Source organism: Pseudomonas sp. Irchel s3h9, from assembly GCF_900187475.1.
Lineage (GTDB): Bacteria > Pseudomonadota > Gammaproteobacteria > Pseudomonadales > Pseudomonadaceae > Aquipseudomonas > Aquipseudomonas neuropathica.
In genome coordinates this window covers 421,021-435,397 of the sequence record NZ_FYDH01000004.1, presented here as the reverse complement: position 1 = coordinate 435,397, position 14,377 = coordinate 421,021, and the positions used below count along the sequence as shown (strand labels likewise).

The 14,377-nt window shown below is 59.0% G+C and carries 17 protein-coding genes; all 17 read left to right on the top strand.

Annotation, left to right across the window (positions count from 1 at the left end; all coding sequences use genetic code 11):
* Position 1 precedes the first annotated feature (1 nt).
* The 17 genes from cysE (at position 2) to bamB (ending at position 14,319) form a co-directional block, all read left to right on the top strand.
* Positions 2-778 (top strand): serine O-acetyltransferase, encoded by a 777-nt coding sequence (cysE, locus tag CKW26_RS09340; protein ID WP_007916901.1) that lies wholly within the window; start codon positions 2-4, stop codon positions 776-778.
* A gap of 166 nt (positions 779-944) precedes the next feature.
* A complete protein-coding gene (gene iscR / locus CKW26_RS09335; protein ID WP_038362955.1) occupies positions 945-1,436 on the top strand; it encodes a Fe-S cluster assembly transcriptional regulator IscR in 492 nt (163 codons plus the stop codon).
* Between the two features lie 47 nt (positions 1,437-1,483).
* The gene (locus CKW26_RS09330) at positions 1,484-2,698 is read left to right on the top strand and encodes an IscS subfamily cysteine desulfurase (protein WP_095048352.1); all 1,215 of its coding nucleotides are present in this window, start codon (positions 1,484-1,486) and stop codon (positions 2,696-2,698) included.
* A gap of 101 nt (positions 2,699-2,799) precedes the next feature.
* Positions 2,800-3,186 carry a Fe-S cluster assembly scaffold IscU gene (iscU, locus tag CKW26_RS09325; protein WP_007916892.1) on the top strand — a complete coding sequence of 129 codons (387 nt, stop codon included), beginning with the start codon at positions 2,800-2,802 and terminating at the stop codon, positions 3,184-3,186.
* 34 nt (positions 3,187-3,220) lie between these two features.
* Entirely contained in the window at positions 3,221-3,544 is a 324-nt protein-coding gene (gene iscA, locus CKW26_RS09320; protein ID WP_003227904.1) for an iron-sulfur cluster assembly protein IscA, read from the top strand.
* A gap of 8 nt (positions 3,545-3,552) precedes the next feature.
* Complete coding sequence (gene hscB / locus CKW26_RS09315; protein ID WP_095048351.1) at positions 3,553-4,074, top strand: co-chaperone HscB; 522 nt, start codon at positions 3,553-3,555, stop codon at positions 4,072-4,074.
* Between the two features lie 51 nt (positions 4,075-4,125).
* The gene (hscA, locus tag CKW26_RS09310) at positions 4,126-5,991 is read left to right on the top strand and encodes a Fe-S protein assembly chaperone HscA (protein ID WP_093430652.1); all 1,866 of its coding nucleotides are present in this window, start codon (positions 4,126-4,128) and stop codon (positions 5,989-5,991) included.
* Positions 5,991-6,332: an ISC system 2Fe-2S type ferredoxin gene (gene fdx / locus CKW26_RS09305; protein WP_007916885.1), complete on the top strand. Its 342-nt coding sequence runs from the start codon at positions 5,991-5,993 to the stop codon at positions 6,330-6,332. The genes hscA and fdx overlap by 1 nt, the downstream gene beginning before the upstream one ends.
* Before the next feature lie 14 nt (positions 6,333-6,346).
* Entirely contained in the window at positions 6,347-6,547 is a 201-nt protein-coding gene (gene iscX / locus CKW26_RS09300; RefSeq protein WP_008084655.1) for a Fe-S cluster assembly protein IscX, read from the top strand.
* 88 nt (positions 6,548-6,635) lie between these two features.
* A complete protein-coding gene (gene ndk, locus CKW26_RS09295) occupies positions 6,636-7,061 on the top strand; it encodes a nucleoside-diphosphate kinase (protein ID WP_007916882.1) in 426 nt (141 codons plus the stop codon).
* Between the two features lie 28 nt (positions 7,062-7,089).
* Positions 7,090-8,238, top strand: coding sequence for a 23S rRNA (adenine(2503)-C(2))-methyltransferase RlmN (gene rlmN / locus CKW26_RS09290; RefSeq protein ID WP_016984373.1), 1,149 nt, complete (start codon positions 7,090-7,092; stop codon positions 8,236-8,238).
* A 12-nt stretch (positions 8,239-8,250) separates the two neighbouring features.
* The gene (pilW, locus tag CKW26_RS09285; protein ID WP_093430650.1) at positions 8,251-9,009 is read left to right on the top strand and encodes a type IV pilus biogenesis/stability protein PilW; all 759 of its coding nucleotides are present in this window, start codon (positions 8,251-8,253) and stop codon (positions 9,007-9,009) included.
* Positions 9,009-10,052 carry a RodZ family helix-turn-helix domain-containing protein gene (locus CKW26_RS09280; RefSeq protein WP_095048350.1) on the top strand — a complete coding sequence of 348 codons (1,044 nt, stop codon included), beginning with the start codon at positions 9,009-9,011 and terminating at the stop codon, positions 10,050-10,052. Before pilW ends, CKW26_RS09280 begins: the two co-directional genes overlap by 1 nt.
* A 3-nt stretch (positions 10,053-10,055) precedes the next feature.
* On the top strand, positions 10,056-11,165 hold the full coding sequence (ispG, locus tag CKW26_RS09275) for a flavodoxin-dependent (E)-4-hydroxy-3-methylbut-2-enyl-diphosphate synthase (RefSeq protein WP_003227888.1): 1,110 nt from the start codon (positions 10,056-10,058) through the stop codon (positions 11,163-11,165).
* 37 nt (positions 11,166-11,202) lie between these two features.
* Positions 11,203-12,492 carry a histidine--tRNA ligase gene (gene hisS / locus CKW26_RS09270; protein WP_016984369.1) on the top strand — a complete coding sequence of 430 codons (1,290 nt, stop codon included), beginning with the start codon at positions 11,203-11,205 and terminating at the stop codon, positions 12,490-12,492.
* 41 nt (positions 12,493-12,533) lie between these two features.
* Positions 12,534-13,175, top strand: a complete 642-nt coding sequence (locus tag CKW26_RS09265) for a tetratricopeptide repeat protein (RefSeq protein WP_093430648.1) — start codon at positions 12,534-12,536, stop codon at positions 13,173-13,175.
* Entirely contained in the window at positions 13,168-14,319 is a 1,152-nt protein-coding gene (gene bamB / locus CKW26_RS09260) for an outer membrane protein assembly factor BamB (protein WP_034156262.1), read from the top strand. Before CKW26_RS09265 ends, bamB begins: the two co-directional genes overlap by 8 nt.
* The last annotated feature ends 58 nt before the right edge of the window (positions 14,320-14,377 follow it).

Here is a 14,377-nt window from a genome sequence, read left to right as displayed (position 1 = left end):
GATGTTTGAGCGTTTGCGTGAAGATATCCAGAGCGTATTCCATCGAGACCCGGCGGCGCGTAACGCTTTTGAAGTCCTGACCTGCTACCCCGGCATGCATGCGATCTGGATCCATCGATTGGCCGGCATGCTCTGGCGCAACGAGCTGAAATGGCTGGCGCGGCTGGTGTCGAACTTCGGTCGCTGGCTGACCGGGATCGAGATTCATCCGGGGGCCAAGGTCGGTCGTCGTTTCTTTATCGACCATGGCATGGGTATCGTCATCGGTGAAACCGCCGAGATTGGCGATGACGTGACTATTTATCAGGGCGTGACCCTCGGCGGCACTAGCTGGAATAAGGGCAAACGCCACCCGACGCTGGGTGATGGTGTGGTCGTGGGCGCGGGCGCCAAGGTGCTCGGCCCGTTCACCGTCGGCGCTGGTGCCAAGGTTGGTTCCAACGCCGTGGTGACCAAAGAAGTGCCGCCGGGCGCCACTGTTGTCGGTATTCCCGGGCGCATCATCGTCAAGTCCGATGAAGAGCAGGATGCCAAGCGCAAGGCCATGGCCGAGAAGATCGGTTTCGATGCCTACGGCGTCAGCGAAGACATGCCTGACCCGGTGGCGCGCGCCATTGGTCAGTTGCTCGATCACCTGCAAGCGGTGGACGGGCGGCTGGAGGGGATGTGCGGCGCGCTGAAGGATCTGGGTAGCAATTACTGTGCGAAAGATCTGCCTGAACTGCGTGAAGAAGACTTCGCCTGCGTCAAAGGCAAAGACGAGTCCAAAGCCAGCTAGCTCCTACAGAGGCTTGCGTCAACCGGTGTGCCATTAGGCCGCAGACCCTGCTATCATTCGCGCGCTCTTTTGCGGGTAAACCTGACTAAAGTACTAGGTCTTAAAGTTGACTTAAATACTCGGGAATTGCATACTCGCCCCATTCTGAACTCCGTGGTAACTGTCCATGCGACTGACTACAAAAGGCCGATACGCCGTGACCGCCATGCTCGACCTGGCGTTGCACGCGCAGCACGGGCCCGTGTCCCTGGCCGATATCTCCGAGCGCCAAGGCATCTCCCTGTCCTACCTCGAACAGCTGTTCGCCAAGCTGCGCCGCAGTAACCTGGTTTCCAGTGTTCGCGGCCCGGGTGGTGGCTACCAGTTGTCCCGCGAGATGCAGGGTATCCAGGTCGCCCAGGTGATCGATGCAGTAAATGAATCGGTCGATGCCACCAAATGCCAGGGCCAGGGCGATTGCCATTCCGGCGACACCTGCCTGACCCATCATCTGTGGTGCGATTTGAGCCTGCAGATTCACGAATTTCTAAGTGGTATCAGCTTGGCTGATCTTGTGACTCGCCGTGAGGTGCAAGAAGTAGCCCAGCGTCAGGACCAGCGCCGTTGCAACAGCAAGGCGCCACGCCTGGACAAGATTGAAGCGTCCGCCGTCGAATGACAGCCAGAGAGCTAGCGGCACGCCAGCCCTGATTTAGGAGATAGTCCATGAAATTGCCGATTTACCTTGATTACTCTGCGACCACCCCGGTTGATCCGCGTGTTGCGCAAAAAATGAGTGAATGCCTGCTGGTCGACGGAAACTTCGGTAACCCGGCGTCCCGTTCCCACGTGTTCGGCTGGAAGGCTGAAGAGTCCGTTGAAAACGCCCGTCGTCAGGTGGCCGATCTGGTCAACGCTGATCCGCGCGAAATCGTCTGGACTTCCGGTGCTACCGAGTCCGACAACCTGGCAATCAAGGGCGCGGCACATTTCTACGGCTCCAAGGGCAAGCACCTGATCACCTCCAAGATTGAGCACAAGGCTGTCCTCGACACCATGCGCCAACTGGAGCGTGAAGGTTTCGAGGTTACTTACCTCGAGCCGACCGAAGACGGTCTGATCACCCCGTCCATGATTGAAGCTGCACTGCGCGAAGACACCATTTTGGTCTCCGTAATGCACGTGAACAACGAAATCGGCACCGTTAACGACATCGCCGCGATCGGCGAAATGCTGCGCGCCAAGGGCGTTCTGTTCCACGTCGACGCCGCTCAGTCCACTGGCAAGGTCGAGATTGACCTGCAGAAACTGAAAGTCGACATGATGTCGTTCTCCGCCCACAAAACCTACGGCCCTAAAGGCATCGGCGCGCTGTACGTCAGCCGCAAGCCGCGTGTACGCATCGAAGCGACCATGCACGGCGGCGGTCACGAGCGCGGCATGCGTTCCGGCACCCTGGCGACCCACCAGATCGTCGGTATGGGTGAAGCGTTCCGCGTAGCCAAAGAAGACATGGCTGCTGAAAACGTCCGTATCAAAGCCTTGAGCGACCGCTTCTACAAGCAGGTCGAGCATCTGGAAGAGCTGTACGTCAACGGCAGCCTGACCGCCCGCGTTCCGCACAACCTGAACCTGAGCTTCAACTACGTTGAAGGCGAGTCGCTGATCATGGCGCTCAAGGATCTGGCGGTATCGTCCGGTTCGGCCTGCACCTCGGCGTCGCTGGAGCCTTCGTACGTACTGCGCGCCCTGGGCCGCAACGACGAACTGGCACACAGCTCGATCCGCTTCACCTTCGGCCGTTTCACCACCGAAGAAGAAATCGACTACGCCGCGCAGAAAGTCTGCGAGGCCGTTACCAAGCTGCGCGCTTTGTCGCCGCTGTGGGACATGTACAAAGACGGCGTCGATATCTCGAAAATCGAGTGGGCGGCACACTAAATATAGAAGCCGCCAGATACAGATCCTGTAGCGACGCGGCGGTTTACGCAGCGCAGTTGCAGGGTCTCAAGAGCGGCCCTGATGAGTGAGGATTGAGAATCATGGCTTACAGCGAAAAGGTCATCGACCACTACGAAAACCCGCGCAACGTCGGCAAGATGAACGCGGAAGATCCTGATGTCGGCACCGGCATGGTCGGCGCTCCGGCGTGCGGCGACGTGATGCGTCTGCAAATCAAGGTCAACGACGCTGGCATCATCGAAGATGCCAAGTTCAAGACCTACGGCTGCGGTTCGGCCATCGCTTCCAGCTCCCTCGCCACCGAGTGGATGAAGGGCAAGACCCTGGACGAAGCCGAAACCATCAAGAACACTCAGCTGGCCGAAGAACTGGCCCTGCCGCCAGTGAAAATTCACTGCTCGGTACTGGCTGAAGACGCTATCAAAGCGGCTGTTCGCGATTACAAGCAGAAGAAAGGCTTGATCTGACTTTCTGGATTTGGCGACGAGTAAGGAGTCACCGATGGCTATCAGCATGACAGAAGCGGCTGCTCGACACGTGCGGCGCTCCCTCGACGGGCGCGGCAAAGGTGAAGGGATTCGTCTGGGTGTTCGCACCACAGGCTGTTCCGGCCTTGCCTACGTGCTGGAGTTTGTCGACGAGGTGGTTGCAGAGGATCAGGTGTTCGAGAGTCACGGCGAAAAAGTGATCATCGACCCGAAAAGCCTGGCCTACCTGGACGGCACCGAGCTCGATTTCGTCAAGGAAGGGTTGAACGAAGGCTTCAAGTTCAACAACCCCAACGTACGCGGTGAATGTGGCTGCGGCGAAAGCTTCAACATCTGAGGCTTGTCGTGGGTATTCCTTGTCATTTCGCTTTATTCGAGCTGCAACCGGGTTTCCGTCTGGATCTCGAGCAGTTGGCTACGCGCTATCGTGAGTTGGCGCGCGGCGTTCATCCTGATCGCTTTGCCGACGCTTCCGAGCGTGAGCAGCGGTCGGCACTCGAGCAGTCTGCGCGGCTCAACGACGCCTATCAGACGCTCAAGAGTCCGGCCCAGCGCGCACGCTACCTGCTGACCATCAGCGGGCATGAAGTGCCGATGGAAGTCACGGTCCATGATCCCGAGTTTCTTCTGCAGCAGATGCAATGGCGCGAAGAGCTCGAAGACCTCCAGGACAGTGCTGACCTCGAAGGTGTCGCGGTGTTCAAGCGGCGCCTGAAAGTGGCTCAGGAAGAACTCAATGAAAGCTTCGCAGCCTGTTGGGATGATGCGGCGCAACGCGAACAGGCCGAACGCCTGATGCGGCGCATGCAGTTCCTCGACAAGCTCACCTACGAAGTGCGCCAGTTAGAAGAGCGCCTCGACGATTAACCCAGTGCCGCTCCGGTCGCACGCCTGATATACAGATAAGTCCTGATCACGATGGCCCTACTGCAGATCGCCGAACCCGGCCAAAGTCCTCAACCGCACCAGCGTCGTCTGGCTGTGGGGATCGACTTGGGCACTACCAATTCGCTGGTCGCTGCGTTGCGCAGTGGTCTTTCCGAGCCGTTGGCCGACGCAAACGGGCAGGTCATCCTGCCGTCCGCTGTGCGTTACCACGCCGATCACGTCGAAGTCGGCGAGTCGGCCAAACTGGCCGCCGCTTCCGATCCTTTGAACACCGTGCTGTCGGTCAAGCGCTTGATGGGTCGTGGTCTGTCCGACGTCAAGCAATTGGGCGAGCAACTGCCATACCGCTTTGTCGGTGGCGAATCGCACATGCCGTTCATCGATACCGTGCAGGGCCCGAAAAGCCCGGTCGAAGTCTCCGCCGATATCCTCAAGGTGCTGCGTCAGCGCGCTGAAGCGACCTTGGGAGGTGAGCTGGTTGGTGCGGTGATCACCGTTCCTGCTTACTTCGATGATGCTCAGCGCCAAGCCACCAAGGATGCGGCGAAACTCGCCGGTCTGAACGTGCTGCGCCTGCTCAACGAGCCGACCGCTGCCGCTGTGGCGTACGGTCTGGATCAGCATGCTGAAGGCCTGGTCGCGATTTATGACCTCGGCGGCGGTACTTTCGATATTTCGATTCTGCGTCTGACCGGCGGTGTTTTTGAAGTTCTGGCCACTGGCGGCGACAGCGCGCTGGGTGGCGATGACTTCGATCACGCGATTGCCGGCTGGATCATCGAGAGCGCGGGCCTGTCTGCCGATCTCGATCCGGGCGCACAACGCAATCTGCTGCAAACCGCTTGCGCGGCCAAAGAAGCCCTGACCGATGCGGCCAGCGTTGAAGTGGCCTATGGCGACTGGAAAGCACAGCTGACCCGTGAAGCCTTCGATGCGCTGATCGAGCCAATGGTCGCTCGCAGCCTGAAAGCCTGCCGCCGCGCTGTCCGTGATTCCGGTATTGAGCTGGAAGACGTGCACGCCGTGGTCATGGTTGGCGGTTCGACGCGCGTTCCGCGTGTTCGCGAAGCCGTTGCCGAAGCCTTCGGTCGTCAGCCGCTGACCGAAATCGATCCGGATCAAGTGGTGGCCATCGGTGCCGCGATCCAGGCCGACACCTTGGCTGGCAACAAACGCGATGGTGGCGAACTGCTGCTGCTCGACGTGATTCCACTGTCCCTGGGGCTGGAAACCATGGGCGGCCTGATGGAGAAGGTGATTCCGCGCAACACCACCATCCCCGTCGCTCGCGCACAAGATTTCACTACTTATAAAGATGGCCAGTCGGCCATGGCGATCCACGTATTGCAGGGCGAGCGTGAGCTGATCAGTGACTGCCGCTCGCTGGCGCGCTTCGAATTGCGCGGCATTCCAGCGATGGTCGCCGGTGCGGCGAAGATTCGTGTGACCTTCCAGGTCGATGCCGACGGTCTGCTCAGCGTTTCCGCCCGTGAGTTGGGTTCAGGCGTTGAGGCAAGCATTCAGGTCAAGCCGTCCTACGGTCTGACCGACGGCGAAATCGCCAAGATGCTCAAGGATTCGTTCCAGCATGCCAATGACGACAAAGTCGCCCGCGTTCTGCGTGAGCAGCAAGTCGATGCCCAACGCTTGATCGAAGCGGTGCAGGGCGCTCTGGAGGCCGATGGCGAGCGTTTGCTCGACGCCGAAGAGCGCATGGTCATCGATCTGCAGTTGCAGGAACTGGCCGAACTGATGAAAGGCACTGATGGTTACGCCATCGAGCAGCAGACCAAGCGTCTGTCGCAAGTGACCGATGCTTTTGCTGCCCGCCGCATGGATCTGACGGTGAAAGCCGCTCTGTCGGGGCGCAATCTGAATGAAATCGAGGATATCTGATGCCGCAGGTCATTTTTCTGCCCCACGAGAAGTTCTGCCCTGAAGGCATGGTGGTCGAGGCTGCGCCCGGCACCTCGATTCTCGAACTGGCCCACGAACACCACATCGAGATGGAAAGCGCCTGCGGCGGCGTCTGTGCTTGCACCACTTGCCACTGCATCATCCGCGAGGGTTTCGACTCGATGGAAGAGGCTGACGAGCTGGAAGAAGACTTCCTCGATCGCGCCTGGGGCCTGGAAGCGCAATCGCGTCTGGCTTGCCAGGCGATCGTCGGTGAAGAAGACATCACCGTCGAAATTCCGAAATATTCGCTTAACCATGCGGCTGAAGCGCCGCACTGACTGGTAAGACTGTCATGAGCTACGGTTGGAATGATGTTCAACGTATTGCAGAAGAATTGGCCGAGGCCAAACCGGGCGTAGACCCGTTTTCTGTCAATTTCGTCGATCTGCAGCAATGGATCAAAGAGCTGCCGGATTTTGACAATACCTCTGGTCGTGTTGGCGAGAAGGTGTTGGAAGCGGTTCAGACGCTCTGGGCTGAAGAATTGGACTGATCGTCCTCGCAGGTTAGGCAATACCCAAGAACCCGCGTATAATTCGCGGGTTTAATTTTTCGCAAATTACCGTTTCTGGAGTTACACCATGGCTGTTCAACGCACTTTCTCCATCATCAAGCCTGACGCTGTTGCAAAAAACGTCATCGGCGAAATCACCACTCGTTTCGAAAAAGCCGGCCTGCGCGTTGTAGCTTCGAAACTGAAGCAACTGTCCAAAGCTGAAGCTGAAGGCTTCTACGCTGAGCACAGCGCTCGTGGTTTCTTCGGCGACCTGGTTGCTTTCATGATCTCCGGTCCTGTTGTTGTTCAGGTTCTGGAAGGCGAAAACGCTATCGCTCTGAACCGTGAGCTGATGGGCGCTACCAACCCTAAAGAAGCTGCTGCCGGCACCATCCGCGCTGACTTCGCTGATTCCATCGACGCCAACGCTGTTCACGGTTCGGACTCCGAAGCCGCAGCTGCTCGTGAAATCTCGTACTTCTTCGCAGCTACTGAAGTAACCACTCGCTAAGCATTGGCTTAAGAGTGAAGGTGAATCCATGACTACATCGACTGTAAAAACCAACCTGCTGGGTCTGACTCAACAGGAAATGGAAAAATTCTTCGACTCAATCGGGGAGAAGCGTTTCCGTGCCGGTCAGGTAATGAAATGGATTCACCACTTTGGTGTCGATGATTTCGACGCCATGACGAACGTCAGCAAGGCCTTGCGCGACAAGCTCAAGGCCATTGCTGAGGTCCGTGGTCCGGAAGTGGTCAGCGAGGACATCTCCAGCGACGGCACCCGTAAGTGGGTGGTGCGCGTGGCGTCCGGCAGCTGCGTCGAGACCGTGTACATTCCCCAGGGCAAACGCGGCACTCTGTGCGTTTCGTCCCAGGCAGGCTGTGCCCTGGATTGCAGTTTCTGCTCCACCGGCAAGCAAGGCTTCAATAGCAACCTCACCGCCGCCGAAGTCATCGGTCAGGTGTGGATTGCCAACAAATCTTTCGGCAGTGTCCCGGCAACCGTCGACCGTGCCATCACCAACGTGGTGATGATGGGCATGGGTGAGCCATTGCTGAACTTCGACAACGTCGTCGCCGCCATGCATCTGATGATGGATGACCTCGGCTACGGGATCTCCAAGCGCCGCGTGACCCTGTCCACCTCGGGTGTGGTGCCGATGATCGATGAGCTGGCCAAGCACATCGACGTTTCCCTGGCGTTGTCCCTGCACGCACCGAATGACGCATTGCGTAACCAATTGGTGCCGATCAACAAGAAGTATCCGCTTAAGATGCTGCTCGAGTCGTGCCAGCGCTACATGTCCGCCCTTGGCGAGAAACGTGTGCTGACCATCGAGTACACCTTGCTCAAGGACATCAACGACAAGGTTGAACACGCCGTCGAGATGATCGAGCTACTGAAGAATATTCCGTGCAAGATCAACCTGATTCCGTTCAACCCGTTCCCGCATTCCGGGTACGAGCGGCCAAGCAACAACGCGATCCGTCGTTTCCAGGATCAGTTGCATCAGGCCGGTTTCAACGTCACCGTCCGCACCACCCGTGGTGAAGACATCGACGCTGCATGTGGTCAATTGGTAGGGCAGGTGCTGGATCGCACCCGTCGCAGCGAACGTTACATCGCCGTGCGCGAGTTGAGCGCCGACAGCGATCTGGCACAGAACGCCGCGAACACAAATTAAGAGAGGATCTCTATGTCCCTGCGCTTTGCGCTGCTGTTGCTGTTGGCCAGCCTGTGTGCTGGTTGTGTCCTGTCGGGTGACTACAACCCGATGAAGACCAGCAAGGGCCGCGATGAAGCGCGGGCTGCCTACGTGCAGTTGGGGCTGGGATACTTGCAGCAAGGCATGACCGAGCGTGCCAAGGTGCCGCTGAAGAAGGCGCTGGAAATCGACGGTTCCGATCCTGACGCCAACGCTGCCCTCGGGTTGGTGTTTCAGTCCGAAATGGAGCCTGAGCTGGCCGACGAACACTTCCGCAAGGCTTTGTCCTCCCGTCCTGCCGATGCGCGCATCCTCAACAATTACGGCAGTTTTCTCTACGAACAACAGCGTTATAAAGAAGCCTACGAGCGTTTTGAACAGGCCGCCGCCGATACCCTGTATCCTGAGCGTTCGCGTGTGTTCGAGAACCTCGGCATGACGGCGGCGAAGCTCGGTCAGCGTGATCTGGCGCAGCAACAGCTGGAAAAAGCACTGCGTTTGAACCGTCAACAACCACGCGCGTTGCTGGAAATGGCTGAGTTGTCCTTCGAAGACAGGCATTATGTGCCCGCGCGAGACTATTACGACCGTTTCAGCCAGTTGACCGAACAAAATGCACGTAGTCTATTGCTCGGCGTTCGGCTGGCAAAAGTGTTTGAAGATCGCGACAAGGCCGCCAGTTATGGCCTGCAATTAAAACGACTCTATCCCGGTACGCCGGAATATCAGCAATACCTGTCGGAGCAATGATGAAAGCGGCGCATCCCGAAGTTGTAGCAGCGAATCGCGTTAACCCCGGTGAGACCCTGCGCCAGGCCCGCGAAAGCAATGGCTGGTCGCTGGCCGAAGTGGCCCTCAAGCTCAACCTCACCGTGACTTCCCTGAGCAATCTTGAAGCCGGCGCTTTCGACAAGCTGCCGGGGCATACCTTCGCTCGCGGTTACATTCGCGCTTATGCCAAATTGCTCGGCATGGACCAGACCGTTCTGGTTCAGCAGTTCGACCAGTCCACCGGTACCGACTCCCAGGGCAGCAACGTGCATGCCCTTGGCCGTATCGAAGAGCCTGTGCGGGTTTCCCACACCATTTTGCGTATTGTCAGCCTGCTGTTGCTGATCGCGGTCATCGGCGGCGGTTTCGTCTGGTGGCAGGATCAGACATCCCAGCGCACCAAGGACCTGACGTCGCTGGCGCCTGAGCACGTTGAAGTCGAAGGTGCTGACGGCACCACCCAGATTCACCCGATTGACGAGCCGGAAGATCAGGCTGTCGAGGAAAACCAGGCCGATACTTCAACGGCGTTGGCGCTGCCTCAGTCTGAAACCACCGCTGAGTCCACCGGTGCCGAAGCTGCTGCGCCAGCGACTGCTCCAGCAGCTCCAGTCGCTCCGGCCACCACGCCAACTGCTCCGGTTCACACCCCAGCGCCAGTTGTCGCTAACCCGGCCACTCCAGCGCCAAACACTCCGGTCACTCCAGCGCCGACCGTCACTGCTCCGGTAGCCCCTGCGGCATCAGCAGCTACCGCAGAAGCGGCTGCTCCGGTGGTTGGCGATGGTCAGGTACAACTGCAGTTCAGTGCCGATTGCTGGGCACAAGTGACCGATGGCCGTGGCAAAGTGATTTTCAGTGGTCTGAAGCATAAAGGCGATAGCGTCACCGTTTCCGGCAAGCCGCCGCTTAACGTACGTCTGGGCGTTGCCCGCGCCGCGCAGGTCAGCTACAACGGCCAGCCGGTCGATATCGCTCCGTTCACCAGTGGCGAGACTGCTCGCCTGAAGTTGGGTCAATAAGTCATGCACGGCGAATCTCCAATCAAACGTCGCGTTTCGCGCAAGATCTGGGTCGGCAACGTACCGGTGGGCGGCGATGCGCCGATCGCGGTACAGAGCATGACCAACAGCGACACCAATGACGTTGCCGCCACTGTTGCGCAAATCAACCGTCTGGAAGCCGCTGGCGTCGACATCGTCCGCGTCTCGGTGCCGGACATGGACGCCGCCGAGGCGTTCGGCAAGATCAAGCAACTGGTCAAAGTGCCGTTGGTTGCCGACATCCACTTCGACTACAAGATCGCTCTGCGCGTGGCCGAACTGGGCGTGGACTGCCTGCGTATCAACCCGGGCAACATCGGTCGTGAAGACCGTGTTCGGGCGGTGGTCGATGCAGCGCGTGATCGCGGCATTCCGATCCGCATCGGCGTCAACGCCGGCTCGCTGGAAAAAGACCTGCAGAAGAAATACGGCGAGCCGACCCCTGCTGCGCTGGTCGAATCTGCTTTGCGTCACGTTGAGCACCTCGAACGCCTGAATTTCCAGGACTTCAAGGTCAGCGTTAAGGCCTCTGACGTGTTCATGGCCGTCGAAGCCTACCGCTTGCTGGCGAAAGAAATCGTTCAGCCGCTGCACCTGGGCATCACCGAAGCCGGTGGATTGCGTTCGGGCACAGTGAAATCCGCCGTGGGCCTAGGTATGCTGCTCGCCGAGGGGATTGGCGATACTATCCGCATCTCGCTGGCGGCCGACCCGGTCGAGGAAGTGAAGGTCGGTTACGACATTCTCAAGTCTTTGCATCTGCGTTCCCGTGGCATCAACTTCATCGCCTGCCCGAGCTGCTCGCGGCAGAACTTCGATGTGGTGAAAACCATGAACGAGCTGGAAGGGCGCCTTGAAGACCTGCTGGTGCCGCTGGATGTCGCGGTGATCGGTTGTGTGGTCAACGGCCCCGGCGAAGCCAAGGAAGCCCATATCGGCTTGACCGGCGGCACGCCAAACCTGATTTACATCGACGGCAAGCCGTCGCAGAAACTGACGAATGACAATCTGGTGGACGAGCTGGAAAAGCTGATCCGCCAGAAAGCGGCCGAAAAGGTCGAAGCTGACGCTGCGGTTATTGCGCGCGGCTGAGCCTGATTGAAGCGCCGAACGAATTTAAGGATTTAAAGTGAGCAAGTCTCTGCAAGCCATTCGTGGCATGAACGACATCCTGCCCGAACAGACCCCGCTGTGGCGTTATTTCGAGGGCACCGTTGCGCGTTTGCTGGATAACTACGGTTACAAGCAGATTCGCATGCCGATCGTTGAATTCACCGAGCTATTCAAGCGCTCGATCGGTGAAGTGACCGACATCGTCGAAAAAGAGATGTACACCTTCGAAGACCGCAACGGCGACTCCCTGACCCTGCGTCCGGAAGGCACCGCGGCGTGCGTGCGTGCCGTACTCGAGCACGGCATCACCGGCGGTGGCCAAGTGCAGAAACTCTGGTACATCGGCCCGATGTTCCGCCACGAGCGTCCGCAGAAAGGCCGTTATCGTCAGTTCCACCAGATCGGTCTGGAAGTGTTCAACCTCGACGGCCCGGACATCGACGCCGAGCTGATCACCATGACCTGGCGTCTGTGGGGCGAGCTGGGCATTCGTGATGCGGTCAAGCTCGAGCTCAACAGCCTCGGCACCAGCGAGTCCCGTGGGCGTTATCGTGAAGCGCTGGTCGAGTACCTCTCGGCGCACCACGACAAACTCGACGAAGACAGCCAGCGTCGCCTGAAAACCAACCCGCTGCGCGTGCTCGACACGAAAAATGCCGACACTCAAGCGGTGCTGGTCGATGCGCCGAAAATGGCCGATTACCTCGACGACGAATCCCGTGCGCACTTTGAAGGTTTGAAAGCGCGTCTGGATGCCGTCGGCATTCCTTACGTGCTCAACCCGAAACTGGTGCGCGGCCTCGATTACTACAGCAAAACCGTATTCGAATGGGTCACCGACAAACTCGGCGCCCAGGGCACTGTTTGCGCGGGCGGTCGTTACGACGGTCTGGTCGAGCAAATGGGTGGCAAGCCGACCACCGGCGTCGGTTTCGCCATGGGCATCGAACGTCTGGTGCTGATGCTGGAAACCCTGGAGCAGATCCCGGAAGAAATCTCCCGTCAGGTCGATGTCTATCTGTGCGCCTTCGGTGAAGAAGCCGAGCTGGCCGGTCTGGCTCTGGCTGAACGTGTTCGTGATCAACTTCCAAACCTGCGTCTGCAAGTCAATGCCGGCGCCGGCAGCTTCAAAAGCCAGTTCAAGAAGGCCGACAAGAGCGGTGCGCTGTACGCACTGATCCTCGGTGACGACGAAATGGCCCAGCAAGTGGTAGGTTTCAAACCCCTGCGTGGCCAGGGCGAACAACAAAGCATTGCCTGGGATGCGCTCGCCGCTCACCTGGCCACCTGCGTCGTGCAGGGTTGAAGCTGTCCAAACAGCCGATTTAGCGATTAAGGAGTATTGGGGTGTCGAGTACCGAAGACGAACAGTTGGCGGATTTGAAGGACTGGTGGACACGCAACGGCAAACCTCTGGTCACTGGCGGCCTGTTGGCGCTGGTCATCGTGTTCGGCTGGCAGGCTTATCACAAGTATCAGAGCAACCAGTCGCAAGGCGCCTCGGTGCTCTATCAGCAACTGCTGGAAACCACGCTGACGCCTGACGGCAAGCCTGATGCGGCCCGCGTTGCGGATCTGGCCGGCAAGCTCAACAGCGAATTCAGCGGTTCCGCCTACGCGCAGTACGGCAGCCTGTTCGTCGCCAAAGTGGCGGTCGACAGCGGCAAGCTGGATGACGCCGCGGCCGAACTGAAAGCCATTGTCGACAAACCGGCCAACCCGGCGCTGGGCGAAATCGCCCGTCAGCGTCTGGCGCAGGTACTCGGCGCGCAGAACAAGGCTGAAGATGCCCTGAAACTGCTCGACGGTGATGCCGACAAAGCATTCCTGGCCACTCGCGAAGAACTCAAGGGCGACCTGCTGGTACAGCTGGGCCGTACCGATGACGCGAACAAGGCGTATCAAAAAGCCAAGGCGGCACTGTCGGATGAAGCGGCGGTCGGTGGCCTTCAAATCAAGCTCGACGACCTGGCCAAAGGGGATGCGTGACGTGATCCGTTGGAAGCATGCAGCATTGCTGGCTCTGGCCCTTCTGGCCGCGGGTTGCAGCAGCAACAGCAAGAAAGAATTGCCACCGGCTGAACTGACCGACTTCAAAGAAGAAGTGGTTCTGCACAAGCAGTGGAGTCGTTCGATCGGTGACGGTCAGGGCGAAACCTACAACATGCTGGTGCCGGCGATCGACGGTGACACCATCTACGCCGCCGATGTAACCGGCGTGGTGATGGCCATGGATCGCGGCAATGGCGACGTGAAATGGAAGCAGGATCTTGACCTGCCTGTCTCCGGCGCCGTTGGCGTGGGTTACGGTCTGGTTCTGATCGGTACGCTGCGCGGCGAAGTCGTTGCTCTGGACACCAGCAACGGTGAAGAGAAGTGGCGCGCTCGTGTGAACAGCGAAGTCCTCGCGCCGCCAGCCAACAACGGCGACGTGGTGGTGGTACAGACTCAGGACGATCGTCTGATCGGTCTGGATGCTTCCACCGGTACTCAGCGCTGGGTGTATGACAGCACCCCGGCCGTGTTGACCCTGCGTGGCACCAGCGCACCGCTGGTTACCAACCGCCTCGCGGTGGCTGGCCTGTCGACCGGTAAAGTGGTCGCTCTGGACATTTCCAACGGCGTGCCGGTCTGGGAACAACGGATCGCGATTCCACAAGGTCGTTCGGAACTGGAGCGCGTAGTCGACATCGACGGCGGTCTGCTGTTGTCCGGCGGTACGCTGTACGTTGCCAGCTATCAGGGTCGCGTGGCGGCACTGGATCTGGAAAGCGGTCGTCAACTCTGGCAGCGCGATGCGTCGAGCTACGCCGGTATCGCTCAGGGTTTCGGTAGCGTTTACGTGAGCCTGTCCTCGGGCACCGTTGAAGGCGTCGACGAACGTTCCACCACAGCATTGTGGAGCAACGATTCGCTGGCTCGTCGTCAACTGTCGGCTCCGGAAGTGTTCTCCAGCTATGTTGCAGTCGGTGACCTGGAAGGTTATCTGCACCTGCTGAGCCAGGTTGACGGTCGTTTCGTCGGCCGTGAGCGCATCGACAGCGACGGCCTGCGTGCCCGTCCGCTGGTGGTGGGTGACACGATTTATGTCTATGGCAACAGCGGCAAACTGGAAGCCCTGACCATCAAGTAACAACTATGCTTGGGGTTAAACCCCCAGGCGGCCCCGGATTCATGGGGCTTGCAGCGCT